Below are 20,203 nucleotides of genomic sequence, written 5' to 3'. Positions count from 1 at the left end.
GATGCGGTTCTCACACGCCCCGCCCCACCCGCCGCTCAGCGCTGCATCGATTCCCACACCTTGTAGAGACGCTTCACCGATACCGGCATCGGCGTACGCAACTCCTGCGCGAACAGCGAAATCCGCAACTCCTCCAGCAGCCAGCGGAATTCCGACAGGCGCGGGTCCAGCACGCCGCCGCGTTGCGCCAGCGCGCGCTGATAGTTCTGCGAGAGCGGCTGGAATTCAGCGAACTGCCGGGCGTCGCGCGCCGGGTCCGCCTTCAGCTTGTCGACGCGCAGCGCAATACCTTTCAGATAGCGCGGGAAGTGCGCCAGTTGCGGGTACGGCGTGTCGACCACGAAGCGCTTGCCGATCAGTCCATCGAGCTGGTTCTGCATGTCCGCATGCGCCGCGGTGAACGACTTCGCCTGCACCAGCTTCTTCGTCACAGTGGCGTATTCGCTCAAAATCTGCCCGACCAGCCGCGAGATTTCCTGGGCCAATAACGTCAGACGGCTGCGGCCTTCGTCGCGGCGCGTGTGGAAACTGACGTCGTCGTCGGGCAGCGGATCTTGCAGACACGCGCGATCGAGCGCGGTGTCGATCAGTTGATCGCGCAGTTCTTCCTGGGTGCCGCGCGGCATGAACTGCATCGCCATTTCGCGCAGACCCGGCAGATTCTTCTCCAGATACTTGATCGGCTCCTTCAACTGCAACGCAAAGAGACGCCGAAGCCCCGCGCGATGAATGCGCGCGGCTTCGTCCGGCGAATCGAACACTTCGACGTCGCAGTCGGTGCCGCGATCCACCAGTGCCGGATAGCCGAACAGCGTCTGCCCGCCGCGGCGAATTTCGAGCAGCTCGGGAAGCTTGCCGAAATTCCACGTCGTGAGCTTATCGTACAGCGCAGTGGCGGGTGCACCACCTTGTGGCGCAGTCTGCGGACCGGCCGGCGCGCCCTTGCCGCGCTGCCCGGCGTTCGTCGACGCCACCGGTGCGGCGACGCTGCCGCCCCCCGCATCCGCCAACGCCGCTCCGGCCGCGCCCGCCGCGATCTTCTGGAAATGCTGCTGCGCCTGGCCGCCGAGTTCGGCGCGCAGCTGCGCCAGGTTGCGGCCCATCGCGAGCTGCCGCCCGTGCTCGTCGACGACCTTGAAGTTCATGAACAGATGCGGCGTCAACGTCTCGAGCTTGAAGTCCGATTGCTTCATCGCGACCTGGGTCTGCTCGCGAATGTCCGCGATCAGCGATTCGAGCAAACCGCCCGCGCCGAAGCGCGGCCCGCTATGCCGCTCGACGAAGCCCGCCGCGTATTCCGGCAGCGGCACGCAATAACGCCGCAGCTTCTGTGGCAGCGACTTCAGCAGCAGTTGCGTCTTCTCTTTCAGCATGCCGGGCACGAGCCATTCGCAGCGCCGCGCGTCGACCTGATTCAGCGCGTAGAGCGGCACCGCGAGGGTCACGCCGTCGCGCGGCGAACCGGGTTCGAAGTGATAGGTGAGCGCCATTTCGACGCCCGCCATCGTCATCCGCTTCGGGAACAGATCGGTCGTCACGCCGGCGGCTTCGTGCCGCATCAGATCGTCGCGCGACAGATACAGCAGGCGCAGCTTGTCCTCCGGCTGGCCGCTCTTTTTCAGCTCGTCGCGATACCAGCGCTCGAACGACGCGCCTGTATAAATGCCTTGCGGAATCGTCTGGTCGTAAAAGCTGAAGATCAGTTCGTCGTCGACCAGCACGTCCTGACGGCGCGATTTATGTTCCAGCTGTTCGATATCGCCGAGCAGCTTGCGGTTGTGCGCGAAGAACGCGAGCTTCGTATCGAACTCGCCTTCCACCAGCGCGCCGCGAATGAACAATTCACGCGCGCGCGCCGGGTCCTGCTTGCCGAAACTCACGCGCCGCCGGTGATAGATCGGCAGGCCGTACAGCATCGCGCGTTCGAATGCCGACACCTGCGCCGCGCGCTTCTCCCAATGCGGCTCGGAAAGCGACTTCTTCAGCAAATGCGCGCCGATCCGCTCGATCCACTCCGGCTCGATCTTCGCGATGCAACGTGCGTAGAGGCGGCTCGTCTCGACCAGTTCGGCGGCCATCGCCCACTTACCCGCCTTTTTCACCAGCGCGGAACCCGGCCACAGATAGAACTTGATGCCGCGCGCGCCGAGGTAATACGGTTCGTCGTCGGCTTTCAGGCCGATGTTGCCGAGCAAGCCGGTCAACAACGCGAGGTGAATCTGCTCGAAGGTGGCTTCGGCCTCGTTCAAACGCCAGCCGTGTTCGCGCACCACCGTCAGCAGTTGCGAATGCACGTCGCGCCATTCGCGCAGGCGCAGTTGCGACAGGAAGTTCGTGCGGCACTCGTCCTGCAACTGCCGGTTCGACTTCTTGTGCGCGATCGCTTCTTCGAACCACGTCCAGATTTTCAGCCATTGGAGGAATTCGGAGCGCTCGTCGGCAAAGCGGCGATGCGCCTGATCGGCCTGCTCCTGCGCTTCGATCGGCCGGTCGCGCGGATCTTGCACGGACAACGCGCTGGCGATGATCAGCACTTCCTTCAGCGCCTGCTGATCGCGCGCGGCGAGAATCATCCGGCCGACGCGCGGATCGAGCGGCAAGCGCGCGAGTTCGCGGCCGAGCGGCGTGAGCTGGTTGTCGTCGTCGACCGCGCCGAGTTCGTTGAGCAGTTGATAGCCGTCGGCGATCGCGCGGCCCGGCGGCGGCTCGATGAATGGGAAGGTTTCGATCGCGGTCAGGTGCAGCGACTTCATCCGCAGAATCACCGACGCGAGCGACGAGCGCAGAATTTCCGGATCCGTGAAGCGCACGCGGCCCTGGTAGTCGCTTTCTTCATACAGACGAATGCAGACGCCATCGGCGACCCGGCCGCAACGCCCCGCCCGCTGATTCGCGGCGGCTTGCGAAATCGACTCGACCTGCAACTGCTCGACCTTGTTGCGATACGAGTAGCGCTTTACGCGCGCAAGGCCCGTATCGACCACATAACGAATCCCCGGCACCGTCAGCGAGGTTTCGGCGACGTTGGTCGCCAGCACGATGCGGCGCGCGTTCGAGGTGCGGAATACGCGCTCCTGCTCGGCGGCCGAGAGGCGCGCGAACAGCGGCAGAAGTTCCGTATGCGGCGGATGGTGCTTGCGCAGCGCCTCGGCGGCATCGCGAATTTCGCGCTCGCCGGGCAGGAAGACGAGCACGTCGCCGGGACCTTCGCGGCACAACTCGTCGACCGCGTCGACGATCGCTTCCATCAGATCGCGATCCCGATCTTTGCCAAATTCGCGCTGGGTTTTCGGCCGGTCACGCGATTCACGCGGCGATGACGACGCCGAGGCCCCTTGCGCCGCCTTCACCGCCGGACTGTCTTCCGCCACCGGGCGGTGGCGCACTTCGACCGGATAGAGACGGCCGCTTACTTCGATCACCGGCGCGGGCTTTTCCTCGCTGCCGAAATGGCGCGCGAAACGGTCCGCGTCGATCGTTGCCGAGGTCACGATCAGCTTCAGATCGGGGCGCTTGACGAGAATTTCCTTCAGATAGCCAAGCAGAAAATCGATGTTCAGGCTGCGCTCGTGCGCTTCGTCGATGATCAGCGTGTCATACGCTTTCAGCAGCGGATCGGTCTGCGTTTCGGCGAGCAGAATACCGTCGGTCATCAGCTTGACCGAGGCGCCGGGCGACAGATTGTCGGTGAAGCGCACCTTGTAGCCGACCACTTCGCCGAACGGCGTGCCGAGTTCTTCGGCGATGCGGCGGCCCGTCGCCGACGCGGCGATCCGGCGCGGCTGCGTGTGGCCGATCAGGCCGGTGCCGCCGGCACCGAGGCCGCGCCCCAAAGCGAGGCAGATTTTCGGCAACTGGGTCGTTTTGCCCGAGCCCGTCTCGCCGCAGACGATCACCACCTGATTCTGTCCGATCGCGCGCGCGATCTCTTCGCGGCGGCCCGAGACCGGCAGCGCTTCGGGGAAAGTGATCGGCGGAATCGGATTCGGTTCGACCACGCGCTGCGGGCGCGGCTGACGTGGTTCGCGCGGTTCGCGGCGCGAATTGTGCTGATCGGCGGCCGGCGCCGGATTCTCGTTCGCCGTAGCGGGACTTTTGGGTACATTCGACATGGGGGCGCATTATAATCCCCGGCATGAATTCCCAAACCGACCTCGTCCCCGCGCCCGCGAGCGTTCCGGCCCCCTCCGGAGCGACGGAAAACCTCGCACAGCACGCGCAATTCGTCGACTGGATGCGCTCAGTCGCCCCTTACATCCATGCGTTCCGTAACAAGACGTTCGTCGTCGGGTTCGGCGGCGAGGTGGTGCATCAGGGGCTCCTGAATGCGCTCGTGTCGGATATCGCACTGTTGCAGGCCATGGGCATCCAGATCGTTCTGGTGCACGGCTCGCGACCGCAGGTCGAAGAGCAGATGAGCCTGCACGGCGTCGAGTCGGAGTTCTCGCACGGCATGCGCATCACGGATGCGCGCGCTTTGGAGTCGGCGAAAGAAGCGGCCGGCGAAGTGCGTCTGGATATCGAGGCCGCGATCAGCCAGGGCTTGCCGAACACGCCGATGGCGCATGCGCACATCAGCGTGGTGTCGGGCAACTTCGTGACGGCGCGGCCGGTCGGCATTCTGGACGGCGTCGATTTCGCCCACACCGGCGTAGTGCGCAAGATCGACGCGGATTCGATCCGCCATTCGCTCGCGAGCCGCAAGCTGGTGCTGCTCTCCCCGCTCGGCTTCTCACCCACCGGCGAGGCGTTCAATCTGTCGATGGAAGACGTCGCTTCCGCTGCTGCGATCGCATTGCGCGCCGACAAGATCGTGTTCCTGACCGAAACGCCGGGCCTCATGCAGGCCGGCGAAGACGGTCCCGAGCTGATCCGCGAACTGTCGCTCGACGACGCCTACAAGCTGCACGAAAGCGGCGAAGTCACCGGCGACGCCGGTTTCTACCTGAAGCACTCGATCCGCGCCTGCCGCGGCGGTGTGGCGCGGGCGCACATCATCCCCTACGCGCTCGACGGCAGCCTGCTGCTCGAACTGTTCCTGCACGACGGCGTCGGCACGATGATCTCGTATGAGAACCTCGAAAGCCTGCGCGAAGCCACGCCGGACGACGTCGGCGGCATTCTCGCGCTGATCGAGCCGCTTGAATCGGACGGCACGCTGGTGCGGCGCGGCCGTCACCAGATCGAACGCGACATCGACCATTTCTCGGTGATCGAGCACGATGGCGTGCTGTTCGGCTGCGCGGCGCTGTATCCGTACACGCAGGAGCGCATCGGCGAAATGGCGTGTCTGACAGTTGCGCCTGAAGCGCAAGGCACCGGCGACGGCGAGCGCCTGCTCAAGCGCATCGAGCAGCGCGCGCGGGCACGCGGTCTCACGCGAATTTTCGTGCTCACCACGCGCACCGAACACTGGTTCCTCAAGCGCGGTTTCGTCAAGGCAACGGTCGACGACCTGCCGGAAGACCGCCGCCGGCTCTATAACTGGCAGCGCAAGTCGCTCGTGCTGATGAAACAGCTCTGAGCGTCTCCCTATAAAGCGGACTGCCCGCCCCCACATTGGTACAGTAACTATTTTTCATGGGACCGGAGTAAGTGCTGAAGCACTAACTAGTAACTATTTTTCATGGGACCGGAGTAAGTGCTAAAGCACTAACTAGTAACTATTTTTCATGGGACCGGAGTAAGTGCTAAAGCACTAACTAGTAACTATTTTTCATGGGACCGGAGTAAGTGCTAAAGCACTAACTCCGGTCGACACAGGAGAAGCACAGCATGACTCGTATGGTTCAATGCGCAAAGCTCGGCAAGGAAGCCGAAGGCCTCGATTTCCCGCCGCTGCCGGGCGAACTCGGCAAGCGGATCTACGAAAGCATTTCGAAGGAAGCCTGGCAGGCCTGGTTGAAGCAGCAAACCATGCTGATCAACGAAAACCGCCTGAACATGGCCGATCCGCGCGCACGCCAATACCTGATGAAGCAGACCGAAAAGTTCTTCTTCGGCGAAGGCGCTGATACGGCGCAGGGTTATGTGCCGCCAACGGCTGAGTAAGCGCTTTCGGCTGTACGCGGCCCGTTTCAGTCCCGCGTTCAGCGTCAAGCGCCGGTACTGAGCCGGACAAAAATCCGCGCCGCGTGCGCGGATTTTTTTCGTCTGCTTTTTCGTTCACTTTTTTCGTCCGCTCTTTCGTCCGCTAGTTAGCCCACTTGCCGTTCTTCAGGGCGCCGCCGGTTTCTCCGAACGGTACATTTCGGGCCGTGTTCAGGCCGCTCATACCTGCCGCCGCGATCCGCCCAATCCCCCGCCCCGCAAGGGATTGAGCCCCCTTCCCAAGCCCTCGCCGGATGCCGGGTTTGCACGATCCTCTGTCATCGTGCTACTATGTGCGCCGTTCCAACAGCAATTCACCTTCATTCGCGTTCGGTTCATTGTGGCGCACAGTGCGTGCGGCCCTTCTGGATTGAACATTTTTATACAAGAAGGCTTGTCGGTCATTTCACCGTTTCATCTCACTACGTGAGTGAGCGGCGATCCAGCACCGGCCTTTTTCGTTTCGAGCCTTCCAGCGGCGTGCGGGCCAGCTTTCAGCCACCCCTGCGTCCTCATGCATCTGCCCCCCTTCCACGGCCACGCAGATGCAACAGTCAGCACAATCTAGACGAGTGTTTTTTCGCGAATCGTTCGCGAGGCACGGGCGTTTTGTTTTCTTTTTTTGCGCCCTCAACTCTTTCGCCATCTGCGGCGAAGGAGAGGCCATCGCCCCGATCGCGAAACCGCACTTCCCAGCAACCGTGGCGGAACGTTCATGCACATCATGAGTTTCGTCGCAGTCATTGGAGTTTTCACCTTGACCGCTTCCAGCAACGGCTTCTGGCGACACCACAAAGAAGAACAACGCCTCTCCCCGGACGACATCACGATCGTCGACAAATCTCTCCTCAAGCGGGCCGTCGGCGCAATGGCGCTCGGCAACGCAATGGAATGGTTCGATTTCGGCGTGTACAGCTACATCGCTGTCACGCTCGGCAAAGTGTTCTTCCCGTCGTCGAGCCCGTCCGCACAGCTGATCGCCACCTTCGGCACGTTTGCCGCGGCGTTCCTCGTGCGGCCGGTCGGCGGCATGGTGTTCGGGCCGCTGGGCGACCGCATCGGCCGTCAGCGCGTGCTGGCGATGACCATGATCATGATGGCGCTCGGCACCTTCGCGATTGGGCTGATTCCCAGCTATGCGTCGATCGGTATTCTCGCGCCGGCCTTGCTGCTGGTTGCGCGTCTGGTGCAAGGCTTCTCGACCGGCGGTGAATACGGCGGCGCCGCCACCTTCATCGCCGAGTTCTCGACTGACAAGCGCCGCGGCTTCATGGGCAGCTTCCTCGAATTCGGCACGCTGATCGGCTACGTGCTCGGCGCCGGTACGGTTGCGCTGCTGACCGCGACGCTGTCGAACGAAGCGCTGCTGTCCTGGGGCTGGCGTGTGCCGTTCCTGATCGCGGGTCCGCTGGGCCTGGTGGGTCTCTACATCCGGGTGAAGCTCGAAGAAACGCCGGCGTTCAGGAAGCAGGCCGAGCAACGCGAAGCCGAAGACAAAGCGCTGCCCAAGCAATCGTTTCGCCAGTTGCTCGTAGAGCAGTGGAAACCGCTTTTGCTGTGCGTCGGCCTCGTGCTGATCTTCAACGTCACCGATTACATGGCGCTGTCCTATCTGCCGAGCTATCTGTCGGCCACGCTGCACTTCAACGAAACGCACGGCCTGTTCCTCGTGCTGCTGGTGATGGTGCTGATGATGCCGATGACGCTCGCAGCCGGCCGTCTGTCCGACACGATCGGCCGCAAGCCGGTGATGCTGTTCGGTTGCGTGGGTCTGTTCGTGCTGTCGATTCCGGCCTTGCTGCTGATCCGCACGGGCGAGATGCTGCCAGTGTTCGGCGGCCTGATGATTCTCGGCACGCTGCTGTCGTGCTTTACCGGCGTAATGCCGTCGGCGCTGCCGGCGTTGTTCCCGACTAAGATTCGCTACGGCGCGCTCGCGATCGGCTTCAACATTTCGGTGTCGCTGTTCGGCGGGACGACGCCGCTCGTCACGGCATGGCTGGTCGACAGCACCGGCAATCTGATGATGCCCGCGTACTACCTGATGGGTGCGTCGCTGATCGGCATCGCGTCGGTGTTCGCGCTGCGCGAAACGGCGCGCAAGCCCCTGCTCGGCTCGGGTCCGTGTGTCGCGACGCGCGCGGAAGCGCACGCCGTGCTGCGCGGCGAACGTGAAGCGGCGGAGATGGATGAAAACTATGCGGCGGCGGCAACGGCGCGTGCATGATGCTACGGCTCGATGCTGCGGATTGATGCTGTGGATTGATGCTGCCCGGCACTGCGTTAGCCACTGAGTCGTCAAGCCAGAAAACGGGCCGGCAAATATGCCGGCCCGTTTTTTTATGTCAGCAGCGGCTGAAGCGTCGCCGTTGCGTGCGCGCCTTCGACGATCAGCATGCCCGCCGAAACCGGCAACTTGAACCGCCGCGGCCCGGCGCTGCCTGGATTGACGTACAGCACGCCGTCGCGCCCGGCAATCGACGGTTTGTGCGAGTGACCGGTGACCACTACGCCGATGCCTTCGCTGCGCGGATCGCCGCCGAGCGCACCGAGATCCGCGATATCGTGCACGACGAGGATCGTCACCTGTTGAACGGTCAGCTTTGCGTGAACCGGCAACGCGGCGGCCCATTCACCGGTGTCGTTATTGCCGCGCACGGCCGTGACCGGCGCGATCTGCGCGAGCGCATCGAGCACCGGCTGATTGCAGATATCGCCCGCATGAATGATCGCGTCGCAACCGGCGAGGAATTGCAGCGCCTCCGGACGCACGAGGTTATGCGTGTCGGAGATCAAACCGATGCGGGTGGTTCTCACGTGCGACGTCATGGTGGCAGTATCGACTGAATCGGCTGAACGCGCTCCTCAATTCGCTTGCGGCTGTTCGGCCAGTTCGCGCTGCGGCGTCCGCGCCGGCCGCTTCGCACCGAGCATGCGTTTGGTCGCGCCCTGCACCGCCACCGACGCCACCGATGCACACGCGAAGCTGAGCAGCACGCTGTAGTGCGGCAGCATCGTCGCGGTCACGGCGAAGAATGCGGCGAACGATCCGCGGCCGATCACCATGCCGCGCATCAGCAACGCCACGAAATCCGCGCCGTGCGCGCGCTGCGCCGATACGGCGAGCACGATGCCGAGCAGAGGAAACACCGACAACAACCCGCTCCAGGTCGCGCCCATCGACGCGGACAGCGTCGTTACTGCGACGCTCAGCAGCGCGCCGGCAAGCATGCGCAAGGCGAGGTCGCCGAGACCGAGCCGCATAGCCGGCACGTGTCCCGTAATACGCGGCAAGCCGCCTTGCGAAATGGCGACGGCCACACAGGCCGCCGCCACCGCCCCTATGAGTCCCGCGGGCAGATGGGTGAGCAGCAGCGCGATGCCGGCCCACCCCGCCATTCCGGCGGCCAGAGCAAGCAGCCACGCATAGCGCCGGCAGCTCCACGCATAAGCAAAATTGAACGCCTCCGATGCGGCAAGCGCCGCGATCGACGCTGCCGACGCCTGCGCCGCGAACACCGGGCCGCGCTCCAGCGCGAGCAGCAACACGATCGGCCCGGCGACCACCGGCAGCCCCGCGAGCCATCCCGCCACCGACGGTCCCCATACGCGCCCCGCCACCGTCAGCGCGGCCAGAAACGCCGGCACCAGCGCCAGCTTGAGCACAAGCAGCATGCTCAGACCTCGAGCAGGTGTTCGATGCGCCGGTCCGGCACGAGCCACCACGCCGCGACCAGCGTATAGAGCGCCGCCGAAACCCACGGCGCGACGAACGCCAATACGATGCCAGCGAGATAAATCACGACCGAGGCCTTGCCCTTGAAGTCGTTGCCGACCGCTTTGGCGAGCGTCGAGTCCTTGCCGTGGTGGCGGATCAGCAACTGGGTCAGAATGAAATACGCGTTCGCCGCCATGAACAGCACGACGCCGTACATCGCGGTCGGCCACGAGGCGAGATGATTTTCGCCGGCCCAATGCGTGACGGCCGGCAGGAGCGACAACCAGAACAGCAGATGGAGATTGGCCCACAGCACCGCGCCGCTGACCTTCTGCACGGTGTGGAACAGATGGTGATGATTGTTCCAGTAGATGCCGACGTAGATAAAGCTCAGCACGTAGGCGAGAAACACCGGAATCAACGGCCGCAGCGCGGCGAGATCGAAGCCTTCCGGCACCTTCAATTCGAGCACCATGATCGTGATGATGATGGCGATCACGCCATCGCTAAAGGCTTCGACACGTCCTTTGCCCATCGCTCGGGTTCCTGATGATGTAGGCGGTTAGGCGCGCGGCTCGCCGTCATCCCGCTGTCCGTTATGCCTCCGACGGCCCGCGCCGCTGCCGATTATCGGCGATGGCGCGGCGCTTTGTCGATGTCGGCCGATGCCGTGGCGTTCAACGCGAGCCGCCGCCCGGGTAATACACCGCGAGCCACACGCTCGGCTCCGTCTCGCTCGTCCATGCCACGCGGTGACGGCAATGCGCTTCGATCAGCACGTGGTCGCCGGGCTTCATCGGATACAACTGCGGGTCGCCTTCGAATTCGAGCGCCGCGGCGCCGCTCAGCAACACGACCCATTCCGCGCGCGGACTGTCGTACCAGAAGCCGGGCGCACTCGCCTGGCCCGTCGAGACAATCCGCTCGATGGTGACGCCGGCCTGTTCCGCCAGTGTATCGATCTGCTCGTCGGGACCTGTCCGCCTACCGATATCGAACAGATTGCCGCTGCTGATTGTGCGCTTCATTGCTGGGCCCGTTGCTTTCGCTTATGTGTGTTGCTTATGTGTGTTGCTTATGTGTGTCGCTTGGTTATGTCACTCATGTGCGCCACCCATGTGTGTAACTTAGGTCCACCGCTCACTTCATCGGCTTCAATCCATCGAACAGGGTCGGCACCAGCTCGCTGATGGTCGGATGGATATGCATCGCGTACTCCAGGGTCGGATACGACGCGCCGGCTGCCATGATGTCGATGAATGTATGGATCGCTTCGTCGCCTTCGATGCCGTGGATCGCCGCGCCGAGAATCTGCTTGCTCCTCGCGTCGACCAGCACCTTCATGAAACCATCGGTCTCGCCGCGTTCACGGGCCCGGCCCACGCGCGACATCGGCATGGTGGAGATCAGCGCGTCACGGCCGGATTTGCGCACGTCGTCTTCCGAGAGCCCGACGCGCGCGAGCGGCGGATCGACGAACACCGCATACGCCATGATCCGCGTATCGACGCTGCGCGTGGCGCCGCCGAGCAGATTGGCCGCGACGATCTGGAAGTCGTCGTATGAAGTGTGGGTAAAGGCGCCGCGGCCGTTGACGTCGCCGATCGCCCAGATGCCCGGCGCAGCGGTGCGCAACTGGCCGTCGACGGGAATCAGGCCGTGTTTGCCGGTGGCGATGCCGGCGGCTTCCAGCCCTAGCGAGTCGGTATTCGGCACGCGGCCGGTGGCGAGCAGCAGGTGCGACGCTTCGAGCGCGGGAATATTCTGCTCGAAGCCGATGCACACTTCGCCCGGATGATGCGGATGCGGCTCGACCCGCGACGGCTGCACGCCGAAGCGGATCTCGACGCCTTCGCGCGTCAGCACTTTCTCGACGGAGCGCGCCAAATCGGCGTCTTCACGGGCCAGCACGCGATCGCCACGCACCAGCACCGTCACGCGGCTGCCGAAGCGGCGAAAAACCTGTGCGAATTCGAGCGCGATATAGCTGCCGCCGACAATCGCCAGATGCGTCGGCAATTCGGTGATTTCGAGCAGCGACGAGTTCGTGTAATAACGAATCCGCTCGAGACCTTCGAGCGGCGGCACGACGGCGCGCGTGCCGGTATTGATGAAGATTTCGTCGGCGCTGAGCTCGGCGAGCACCGACCCGTCCGGCCCGCCGATGGAGAGCGTATGCGCGCCGGTAAAGCGCGCGTGGCCGTTGAACACGCTGACGTTATCCGTGCCGCGCAGCCATTTCTCGACGCCTTCGCGCGATTGGCCGATGATCCGGTCCTTGCGCGCCTTCACGGCCGCCAGATCGACGCTGACCGCCCCGCTCACCTGCACGCCCAGCTCCGCGGCGTGGCGCGCCACATGCGCCGCGCGAGCGCTTGCCACATACGACTTGGTGGGCGTGCAGCCGACGTTCACACAGGTGCCGCCAAACGCAGCACGTTCGATGACAGCGGTTTTGCGTCCGCTTTCAGCGAGACGGACCGCGAGCGGCGAGCCGCCTTGTCCGGTGCCGATGACAACTGCGTCGAAGTGCTGTGGCATGGCAAATCTCCCGAGGCGTGGGTGCAGGTCGTAGCATCTTACCCTTACGCTTCGTGTTGCCTTTGTCAGATCCCTTCTGGATGCGCGCCGTTACCCCCGCGTGCCGGCTTGCGATCTGTGGTTGTTCCGTCGAGGGGGCGGTGCTGTCCGGTTGCTCCGGATTGCCCTCCCTTAATTTGCTCGTGTCTTGATTTGGCCTTGATTTGGCCTTGATTTGGCCCCGAGCGCGCTCAGGCGTGGCAGTGCACGGCGCAGATCAGCTCGCGCGAGCGTTGCAGCGCGGCTTGAGCGCCGCGCGTGGCGACCACCCAGCCGACCTGGCCGAGGTTGAAGTCCTGTGACACCATCACTTGCATGAGGGCGACCATCGGCAGGACCACCGACGGCCGATAAAGCTGGTTCCTGATCAAGGCTGGCATGGCCGCTCCCGTCGCACCGCGCCGCTTCGGCGCCGCGCTGAAAAATACGTTTCGATGGGAGGATTTTAGGGAGGCGGCCGCCAGGGATAAATATCGCTAACGCGAAGTCACTTGTTTGCCAGCACGAACAATCGGGTTGCGGCCTGATGCAACCTTCGCCCGGACCTCGCTCGTCGACGGAAATGCGTACACCCATGTCGCTCACCGCGGTCAGCATCGGCAGCACGTTGCCGGACCGAATCTGCCGGCGCTGCTGGGGCGGGTGGCGGGTGGCGGGTGGCGGGTGGCGCAGCGGGTGGCGCCGCCGGGCGCCGTCGACTTCGGCGAGCAACTTGGCTTGCCGCCGCTGCCGGCTTCAAAGGTGGTGCTGCATACGCGGCTGAGCGACCCGCGTTCGCAGGAAACCTTGCGGGCGGTCAGTTCGGCGTTTTTGAATGCGGCGTATTGACACGGCTCAGGCTGGGGAGGACTGAACGCGCGCAGTCACCGGTCACCGGTTCCCTCTCGTCTGCCCGCGCGAAGCAAGATTTGGTAATCACTCACAGGAAGTCACGCTGTTTTCCAGCGTCCGTGCAGCGACGACTGCACCGATCATTCATTGCATGAAAAACCCTCGCACCGCCGGGACTGCAATGAAAATCATCCGCCTAATTCTCGTCGCCGCTCTGATGTCGACGCATCTGCCCGCTCAAGCTACCAGCTTCGACTGCAACAGGGGACACTCGCTTACCGAAAAGATGATCTGCGCGGACCCCGCGCTCTCGAAACTCGACGACGCGCTCGGTCAACTGTATTGGAAAGCGCGCCGGCGAGTCGCGAACCGGCGAGCCTTTCTTAACGACAGCGACAGCAAGTGGACCTGGCGCGAAGCGAATTGCCGCGATGCGGCGTGTCTGAGTGCGTGGTACGCCACGCGGATCGATGAACTGGAGCGGTTGATTGAAAGCATGCGCAGCGGTACGCCGAGTGTTCCCGCCGAACCGCTTCCGCTACCGCAAGCCGGGACCATGGCGCTTCAATGCACGGCTGCGAATCCAGGTATCGTGCTGTACGATCAGTGCTCCACCGTGCTCAAGCAGAACACCCACTGGCGCTACGAGCCGCATGGCGGCGACTGGTTCTGCGGACTCGCCATGGTAGGGGCGGAGAATGCGGTTCCGCCTCAATAAGGTCGCGGCTCTTTTCTCTACGCGCAGATCACCGGCTACTCCAAAACCTCCTCTGCACCTCCATAATTTCAACCTCGACCTCTGCCACCGGCCCAACAACCTCGACTGCCTTCTGGCAGTGCTCAAACACATACCGGCAATCCACACTCATAGTCGGATTCTCCGAATGATCCCCGGTCGCCTCCAGCAATCGCTTCTCAGTCATCCCGAACACGACCCGGCCGATATTGGCCCAATACACCGTCCCGGCACACATGCAACAAGGCTCGACAGACGTGTATAACGTACAGCTCCACAAATACTCAGGCGTGAAATTCAAAGCCGCGACGCGGGCCAATACCGATTCGGCGTGATTGACCGTGTCGACATTGCCCTGCTCCATCAACACGGCTTCCTGATCCGGCCCAACCAGCACCGCGCCAAACGGATGATGCCCCAGCAGCGTCGCCCGCTCCGCCACCCGGCTCGAATGCCGCAAATGCCGCACGATCTGTTCAGGCGTGGGCGTCAAGCCCTGCGGCGGATACGTCGCCGCCAAGCCGGCGGCGTCTGTCGAGACTGTCAGACTCACGGGCGATCTCCTTTAATAATAGTTAGGCAAGCCAATCCATCCGTTACTTCGGCAGCGACCCGTCCACGCCCTGCACGAACCAGTTCAGACGCGACAGCTCCGCATCGCTCAGCGACTTGCCCGCCGCCACCTTCACCGCACCGGACTGATCCGCAATCGGCCCGGCAAACGGATTGAACTTGCCGGAGATGATGTCCTCACGCTTCTGGTTCAACGCCTTTTGCGCCGTCGGCGAAACCGCGTCCGTGTTGATGTCGGCGAGATCGATCGCCTTCTCCTTCAAACCCCACCAGACCGGCGCGTTGGTCCACGTGCCCGACATCACCTGCTGCACCAGATGCGTGTAATACACGCCCCAGTTGGTCACGCAGGCGCCCAGTTGCGCGTTCGGGCCGAACTTCTTCATGTTGGAGTCCCAACCGAATGCGTGGACCTTCTTCTGCTCGGCGGTCTGCATCGTCGCGGTCGAATCGGTGTTCTGGATCAGCACGTCGGCGCCCTGGCCGATCAGCGTTTCTGCGGCCTGCTTCTCGAGGCCCGGATCGAACCAGCTATTGATCCAGACCACCTTCACTCGCGCATTCGGGTTGACCGAGCGCGCGCCCATCGTGAACGCGTTGATATTGCGCACGACCTCAGGCACCGGCACCGAGCCGACGAAGCCCAGCGTGTTGGACCTGGTCGTATAGCCCGCGACCAGACCGGCCAGATAAGCGCTCTGATAGGTCCGCACGTCATAAGTGGCGAAATTGGGCGCCTTCTTGTAGCCAGTTGCATGCTCGAACACGGCGTCCGGGAAATCCTTCGCCACCTTCAATTCGAAATCCTGGAAGCCGAAGCTCGAACCCACGACGATCTTGTTGCCCTTGGACGCCAGATCGCGAAACACGCGCTCCGAATCCGCCGACTCGGGCACGTTCTCGACACGCGTCACCTTGATCTTGTCGCCAAATTGCGCCTCGACGGCTTTCACACCCTGTTCGTGCGCATAGGTCCAGCCGGCGTCGCCCGGATTGCCCAGATAGACGAAGGCGATGCCCAGCGGCTGGGTCGTGGCCGCCGCGGCGCCGAATGCCACGGTCGCCCCGAGTGCGGCGGCGACGACGGTCCGCACGGTTCTGATACGCAGTGAGTGATGCAGCGCTCGCGCCAGCTTTGCTTTCATGAATTCTCCGACGATGGTTTGGAAGGTGCCTGCCATAGCGCCCGGGACAAACCCGGGCAAGACTTCAGCATAAGGGGCCATATTCGAAGGTCAAATTCAGCGGAAAAATTATTTCCCGTTATTCCGCCCATAACGCGGGCTGTATTTTGGTACGCGCGAAAACATGTTCGATTTCTTCGAATGAGTCCATGCCTCTTAAACTTTCGCCCCTGCTACTCGCCGCTGCTGCTCGCCGCTACGCTCGCGCCCGGCCGGCTTCGCCTCAGTGGATCGGCGGCGCCGGGTCGGCCTGCGCATCGTCAGGATCGTCAGGCGGCTCGGCGCCACCGAACAACGCCGCGCATAAGCCGAGACCGGTCTCGCTCAGACGGGCGGTGCCCGTCCCCTCCTCGTTGAAGGTGGTGTCGACGAGGCCGCCGTCGACCAGCGCCGTCAACTGCCGCCGCAAGCCGCTCATCGGCACGGCCGCCTGCTTCGACAGCCTGGCGAGCGACCACGCGCCGCCAGGCGTCTCCTGATGCGCGCGCCACAACTGCGCCAGCACGGCGACCAGCACCGGGTCGATGTCGTCGTCTTCCACCATGAGTGTCTCCTTGTTTTCTCAAGCCATCCGCGCCACGAGTTCGCCCAGGATCTTCAGCGCCGCTTCGATCTGCGCCGTCCACGGATAGCTGTAATTGAGCCGGATGAAATGGCGAAAGTCGTTGCGCATCGAAAACATCATGCCCGGCCCGATCGTGATGCCGCGCGCGAGCGCCGCCTGATAGAGCCGCATCGAATCGACGCGTTCCGGCAACTCCACCCACAGCACGTAGCCGCCTTGCGGCGTCGAGGTCCGTGTGCCGGCGGGAAAAAACCGCTGCACCATCGCCGTCATGATGCTCGCCTGCTGCCGGTAGACCTTGCGCACGTGCCGCAGATGCCGGTCGTAGCCGTCTTGCCGGAGGTAATCCGCGACGGCGACTTGCGGCACCGAAGGCGTGGTCAGCGTGTTGAGAAACTTCAGTTTCTCGACCTGCGCGCGGTAGCGCCCCGGCATCGCCCAGCCGATCCGGTACGACGCGGTCAGGCTTTTCGAAAACGACGCGCAATGCAGCACCAGCCCTTTGCTGTCGTAGTTCTTCAAGGTCGAAGGCCGGGTCTCGCCGAAGTACAGTTCCTGGTAGACATCGTTCTCGATCACCGGAATTTCGTGCGCGGCGAGCAGTTCGACCAGTTGCTGCTTGCGCACGTCCGGCATCCGGAAACCCAGCGGATTCTGGAAGTTCGGCATCACCATGCAGGCGGCGATCTTCTGCCTCGCGATGGCCTGGGCGAGCGCCTCGATATCGATGCCGTCGACCGGATGCGTGGCCACTTCGATCGCGCGCATGCCGAGACGCTCGATGGCGTGCAGCATCGCGTAATAGGTCGGCGATTCGACGGCCACCGTGTCGCCCGGTTTGGCCACCGCCTGCAAGCTGAGGTTGATCGCCTCGGTCGCGCCGAGCGTGATGACGATTTCGTCCGGATCGACCGGCACGCCGTTTTCCGCGTAGCGGCGCGCAATCTGGCGAATCAGTTCGGGGTTGCCGGGCGGCAGGTCGTCGATCAGGTTCCAGCTCGCGTGACGCCGCGCAATCGCATTCGCGTACTGGTTGATGCGCCGCCACGGGAACAGCGACGGATCGGGATACGGCGAGCCGAGCGGCACGGCGTCGTGCGCGCGGATGCTGCGCAGCGTCGCCAACACCAGCCGGCTCACGTCGACGGCAGCGGCCACCGGCGGCGTTGGCGCGGCGGCTTTGCGGCCTGGCCGCGGCCCGTCGAGCCCCGCAGCCGCAACGGTGGTCACGGCGTCGCGCACGAAATAGCCCGACTGCGGCCGCGATTCGACCATCCCGCGGCTTTCCAGCAACGCATACGCGTGCAGCACGGTCTTGATGCTGACGCCGTGCTGCTGGCTCGCCTGACGCACCGACGGGATCCGCTCACCGGCCGCGAAGACGCCGCGGCGCACGGCCTCGGTCATTTCGTCGGCGAGTTTTTCGTACAGTTTCAAGGACCTGGCTCAAACAAACGCGTGGGCGGGAGCGCCAGTCTATGACAAATATCGACCAACTGTATCCCTCCGCTTTCCAATTTTCTGTATGCTGCACTGCTTTTGGAACACAGTAGGCTTGCATCCATCGGCCTATCAGCCTCGTCAAAGCTGCTCCAGCGGCAAAATCATGAAGAAACCCGAAGCTCGCATCGAACCGTACATGCACCCGGCAGCCGGCTGGGGCGCGCTCAAGTACGTCGCCATCAATCTCATCAAGGAAAAGGTGACGGGCGGCAATTACCGCACGCTGCTCAAACAGAATCAGCCGGACGGTTTCGACTGCCCCGGTTGCGCATGGCCGGATCGCGAACACGCGTCCACCTTCGAATTCTGCGAAAACGGCGTCAAGGCAGTGGCCGCCGAGGCGACCAGCAAGCGTGTGACGCCGGCGTTCTTCGAGGAGCACACCGTCGCCGAACTGATGACGCAATCGGATTTCGAGCTCGAGCAGCACGGCCGCCTGACCGACCCGCTCGTCTACGACGCCGTCCGTGACCGTTACGTGCCGATCGGCTGGAATGAAGCCTTCGACCTGATCGCCGATCACCTGAAGCGCCTCGACCACCCCGATCGCGCCGCCTTCTACACCTCGGGCCGCGCCAGCAACGAGGCCGCGTTTCTGTACCAGTTGTTCGTGCGCATGTACGGCACCAACAATTTTCCCGATTGTTCGAACATGTGCCACGAAGCGACCAGCCGCGGCCTGCCGCACACGGTCGGCGTCGGCAAGGGCACGGTCACGCTCGACGATTTCGAACATACCGACACCCTGCTGCTGTTCGGCCAGAATCCGGCGACCAACCATCCGCGCATGCTCGGCGAGTTGCGCGAGTGCGCGAAGCGCGGCGCCACCATCGTGTCAATCAACCCGCTGAAGGAGCGCGGGCTGGAGCGCTTTGCGAGCCCGCAGAATCCGGTCGAAATGCTGACGCTCGGCAGCACGAAGATCAGTTCGGTGTTCATCCGGCCGAAGGTCGGCGGCGATTTTGCGCTGATCAAGGGCGTCGCCAAACGTGTGATCGAGCTCGACGACGAAGCGCAGCTGTCCGGCCTTGAACGCGTGCTCGACGTCGCGTTCATCGCCGAACATACGGTGGGCTTCGCGGCGTTCGCCGATGACCTGCGCGCCGAAAGCTGGGACACCATCGTCGCCGAATCGGGCGTGCCGTTCGACGAGGTGCTGAAGCTCGCCGACATCTACGTGAAGGGCCGCGCGGTGATTTCGACGTGGGGCATGGGCCTCACACAACACAAGAATTCGGTGCCGACGGTGCAGCTGCTGTCGAACCTGATGATGATGCGCGGCAATATTGGCCGCCGTGGCGCGGGCTTGTGCCCGGTGCGCGGGCACTCCAATGTGCAGGGCGATCGCACGGTCGGCATCGAGGAAAAGCCGACCCAGGCGTTTCTGGACCGGCTCGGCGAAGTTTACGATTTCGAGCCGCCGCGCGAACACGGCCTCGACGTCGTCAACACAATCCAGGCGATGCTCGACGGCCGGGTGAAGGTGTTCATCGGCCTCGGCGGCAACTTCTCGATCGCGACGCCGGACACGCCGCGCACATGGGAGGCGATGCGCTCGTGCGACCTGACCGTGCACATCACCACCAAGCTGAACCGCAGCCACCTCGTGCATGGCCGCGACGCGCTGATTCTGCCGACGCTCGGCCGCACCGAGATCGACTTGCAGAATGGCGTGGCGCAAGGCGTGAGCGTCGAGGATTCGATGAGCATGGTGCACATCTCGTACGGCATGAACAAGCCGGCCTCGGAGAATCTGTTGTCCGAGATCGCCATCGTCGCGCGGATGGCGCACGCCACACTGGGCAGCGCGAAGGTGGACTGGCTCGCGCAGGCCGCCGACTATGCGCTGATCCGCGACGGCATCGCGCAGGTGATCGACGGCTTCCAGGATTACAACGAGCGGCTCAAGCACCCGGGCGGCTTTCATCTGGGCGTGCCCTCGCGCGAGCGGATCTGGAATACGCCGAGCGGCAAGGCGCAGTTCATGGTGCATGCGATTGCCGTCGACACGCCGATTCACCGCGCGCGCGAAGAGCACGGCGAGCGCCTGATGACATTGATGACGACCCGTTCGCACGATCAGTACAACACGACGATTTACGGCCTCGACGATCGTTATCGCGGCGTGTATGGCCAGCGCCGCGTGCTGTTTGCCAACAAGGACGACCTCGCGATGCTCGGTTTCGTGGCCGGTCAGCGGGTGGATATCACGAGCGTGTGGGCGGACGGCATCGAGCGTCGCGCAGATGGTTTTTTGCTGGTGGAGTACGACATTCCGCGCGGTTGTCTGGGCGCGTATTACCCGGAGACGAATCCGCTGGTGCCGCTGTCTTCTGTCGCCGATGGCGCGGGAACGCCGACTTCGAAGTCGATTCCGGTTTTGTTGAGTGCCTCTGCTGCGGAGGCTGTCGCCGCTTGACAGG

The 20,203-nt window shown here is 63.5% G+C and carries 17 protein-coding genes; 6 read left to right on the top strand and 11 right to left on the bottom strand.

Going from position 1 to position 20,203, the window contains the following annotated elements; translation table 11 throughout:
* Positions 1-35: 35 nt before the first annotated feature.
* Positions 36-4,112 carry an ATP-dependent RNA helicase HrpA gene (hrpA, locus tag AC07WT_RS06265; RefSeq protein ID WP_494946438.1) on the bottom strand — a complete coding sequence of 1,359 codons (4,077 nt, stop codon included), beginning with the start codon at positions 4,110-4,112 and terminating at the stop codon, positions 36-38.
* Positions 4,113-4,135: 23 nt separating this feature from the next.
* Between hrpA and argA the strand changes: the two genes are divergently transcribed.
* The 3 genes from argA (at position 4,136) to proP (ending at position 8,317) form a co-directional block, all read left to right on the top strand.
* A complete protein-coding gene (gene argA / locus AC07WT_RS06260) occupies positions 4,136-5,524 on the top strand; it encodes an amino-acid N-acetyltransferase (RefSeq protein ID WP_492595202.1) in 1,389 nt (462 codons plus the stop codon).
* Between the two features lie 251 nt (positions 5,525-5,775).
* Positions 5,776-6,051 carry an oxidative damage protection protein gene (locus AC07WT_RS06255; RefSeq protein ID WP_035546551.1) on the top strand — a complete coding sequence of 92 codons (276 nt, stop codon included), beginning with the start codon at positions 5,776-5,778 and terminating at the stop codon, positions 6,049-6,051.
* 763 nt (positions 6,052-6,814) lie between these two features.
* The gene (gene proP / locus AC07WT_RS06250; RefSeq protein WP_494948386.1) at positions 6,815-8,317 is read left to right on the top strand and encodes a glycine betaine/L-proline transporter ProP; all 1,503 of its coding nucleotides are present in this window, start codon (positions 6,815-6,817) and stop codon (positions 8,315-8,317) included.
* Between the two features lie 113 nt (positions 8,318-8,430).
* Here the strand turns inward: proP and AC07WT_RS06245 are convergent, their stop codons facing one another.
* The 6 genes from AC07WT_RS06245 to AC07WT_RS06220 all read right to left on the bottom strand — a co-directional run bounded on the left by AC07WT_RS06245 (position 8,431) and on the right by AC07WT_RS06220 (position 12,768).
* On the bottom strand, positions 8,431-8,919 hold the full coding sequence (locus tag AC07WT_RS06245; protein WP_494946437.1) for a metallophosphoesterase family protein: 489 nt from the start codon (positions 8,917-8,919) through the stop codon (positions 8,431-8,433).
* 36 nt (positions 8,920-8,955) lie between these two features.
* Positions 8,956-9,765, bottom strand: coding sequence for a hypothetical protein (locus tag AC07WT_RS06240; protein ID WP_494946436.1), 810 nt, complete (start codon positions 9,763-9,765; stop codon positions 8,956-8,958).
* A gap of 2 nt (positions 9,766-9,767) precedes the next feature.
* Positions 9,768-10,343 carry a TMEM175 family protein gene (locus tag AC07WT_RS06235; protein WP_494946435.1) on the bottom strand — a complete coding sequence of 192 codons (576 nt, stop codon included), beginning with the start codon at positions 10,341-10,343 and terminating at the stop codon, positions 9,768-9,770.
* Between the two features lie 142 nt (positions 10,344-10,485).
* Positions 10,486-10,836: a cupin domain-containing protein gene (locus tag AC07WT_RS06230; RefSeq protein ID WP_494946434.1), complete on the bottom strand. Its 351-nt coding sequence runs from the start codon at positions 10,834-10,836 to the stop codon at positions 10,486-10,488.
* Positions 10,837-10,948: 112 nt separating this feature from the next.
* A complete protein-coding gene (locus tag AC07WT_RS06225) occupies positions 10,949-12,349 on the bottom strand; it encodes an FAD-containing oxidoreductase (protein ID WP_494946433.1) in 1,401 nt (466 codons plus the stop codon).
* 230 nt (positions 12,350-12,579) lie between these two features.
* Complete coding sequence (locus AC07WT_RS06220) at positions 12,580-12,768, bottom strand: hypothetical protein (protein ID WP_325042783.1); 189 nt, start codon at positions 12,766-12,768, stop codon at positions 12,580-12,582.
* Between the two features lie 115 nt (positions 12,769-12,883).
* On the opposite strand from AC07WT_RS06220, the gene AC07WT_RS06215 reads away from it, so the two are divergent.
* Together AC07WT_RS06215 and AC07WT_RS06210 are read left to right on the top strand one after the other, a co-directional pair.
* Positions 12,884-13,216 carry a hypothetical protein gene (locus AC07WT_RS06215; protein ID WP_494946432.1) on the top strand — a complete coding sequence of 111 codons (333 nt, stop codon included), beginning with the start codon at positions 12,884-12,886 and terminating at the stop codon, positions 13,214-13,216.
* Positions 13,217-13,400: 184 nt separating this feature from the next.
* Entirely contained in the window at positions 13,401-13,937 is a 537-nt protein-coding gene (locus tag AC07WT_RS06210) for a lysozyme inhibitor LprI family protein (RefSeq protein ID WP_494946431.1), read from the top strand.
* 28 nt (positions 13,938-13,965) lie between these two features.
* On the opposite strand, the gene AC07WT_RS06205 is transcribed toward AC07WT_RS06210, so the two are convergent.
* The 4 genes from AC07WT_RS06205 to AC07WT_RS06190 form a co-directional block, all read right to left on the bottom strand.
* Entirely contained in the window at positions 13,966-14,508 is a 543-nt protein-coding gene (locus AC07WT_RS06205; RefSeq protein ID WP_494946430.1) for a nucleoside deaminase, read from the bottom strand.
* A gap of 43 nt (positions 14,509-14,551) precedes the next feature.
* On the bottom strand, positions 14,552-15,673 hold the full coding sequence (locus AC07WT_RS06200) for a BMP family ABC transporter substrate-binding protein (RefSeq protein ID WP_494946429.1): 1,122 nt from the start codon (positions 15,671-15,673) through the stop codon (positions 14,552-14,554).
* A 262-nt stretch (positions 15,674-15,935) separates the two neighbouring features.
* Positions 15,936-16,253, bottom strand: a complete 318-nt coding sequence (locus tag AC07WT_RS06195; protein WP_494948385.1) for an ArsR family transcriptional regulator — start codon at positions 16,251-16,253, stop codon at positions 15,936-15,938.
* A gap of 21 nt (positions 16,254-16,274) precedes the next feature.
* Positions 16,275-17,714 carry an aminotransferase-like domain-containing protein gene (locus tag AC07WT_RS06190; protein ID WP_494946428.1) on the bottom strand — a complete coding sequence of 480 codons (1,440 nt, stop codon included), beginning with the start codon at positions 17,712-17,714 and terminating at the stop codon, positions 16,275-16,277.
* A 169-nt stretch (positions 17,715-17,883) separates the two neighbouring features.
* On the opposite strand from AC07WT_RS06190, the gene AC07WT_RS06185 reads away from it, so the two are divergent.
* Positions 17,884-20,199, top strand: a complete 2,316-nt coding sequence (locus tag AC07WT_RS06185; RefSeq protein ID WP_494946427.1) for an FdhF/YdeP family oxidoreductase — start codon at positions 17,884-17,886, stop codon at positions 20,197-20,199.
* The last annotated feature ends 4 nt before the right edge of the window (positions 20,200-20,203 follow it).

It is taken from the genome of Paraburkholderia sp. GW821-FHT02A12, from assembly GCF_059422005.1.
Note: the sequence above shows the minus strand (reverse complement) of the source record. Positions and strands in the feature narration are given on the sequence as shown.

Excerpts from the sequence above, each read along its gene's own strand:
- hrpA (WP_494946438.1), bottom strand. The coding sequence starts at position 4,112 with ATGTCGAATGTACCCAAAAGTCCCGCTACGGCGAACGAGAATCCGGCG.
- argA (WP_492595202.1), top strand. The coding sequence starts at position 4,136 with ATGAATTCCCAAACCGACCTCGTCCCCGCGCCCGCGAGCGTTCCGGCC.
- AC07WT_RS06255 (WP_035546551.1), top strand. The coding sequence starts at position 5,776 with ATGACTCGTATGGTTCAATGCGCAAAGCTCGGCAAGGAAGCCGAAGGC.
- proP (WP_494948386.1), top strand. The coding sequence starts at position 6,815 with ATGAGTTTCGTCGCAGTCATTGGAGTTTTCACCTTGACCGCTTCCAGC.
- AC07WT_RS06245 (WP_494946437.1), bottom strand. The coding sequence starts at position 8,919 with ATGACGTCGCACGTGAGAACCACCCGCATCGGTTTGATCTCCGACACG.
- AC07WT_RS06240 (WP_494946436.1), bottom strand. The coding sequence starts at position 9,765 with ATGCTGCTTGTGCTCAAGCTGGCGCTGGTGCCGGCGTTTCTGGCCGCG.
- AC07WT_RS06235 (WP_494946435.1), bottom strand. The coding sequence starts at position 10,343 with ATGGGCAAAGGACGTGTCGAAGCCTTTAGCGATGGCGTGATCGCCATC.
- AC07WT_RS06230 (WP_494946434.1), bottom strand. The coding sequence starts at position 10,836 with ATGAAGCGCACAATCAGCAGCGGCAATCTGTTCGATATCGGTAGGCGG.
- AC07WT_RS06225 (WP_494946433.1), bottom strand. The coding sequence starts at position 12,349 with ATGCCACAGCACTTCGACGCAGTTGTCATCGGCACCGGACAAGGCGGC.
- AC07WT_RS06220 (WP_325042783.1), bottom strand. The coding sequence starts at position 12,768 with ATGCCAGCCTTGATCAGGAACCAGCTTTATCGGCCGTCGGTGGTCCTG.
- AC07WT_RS06210 (WP_494946431.1), top strand. The coding sequence starts at position 13,401 with ATGAAAATCATCCGCCTAATTCTCGTCGCCGCTCTGATGTCGACGCAT.
- AC07WT_RS06200 (WP_494946429.1), bottom strand. The coding sequence starts at position 15,673 with ATGAAAGCAAAGCTGGCGCGAGCGCTGCATCACTCACTGCGTATCAGA.
- AC07WT_RS06185 (WP_494946427.1), top strand. The coding sequence starts at position 17,884 with ATGAAGAAACCCGAAGCTCGCATCGAACCGTACATGCACCCGGCAGCC.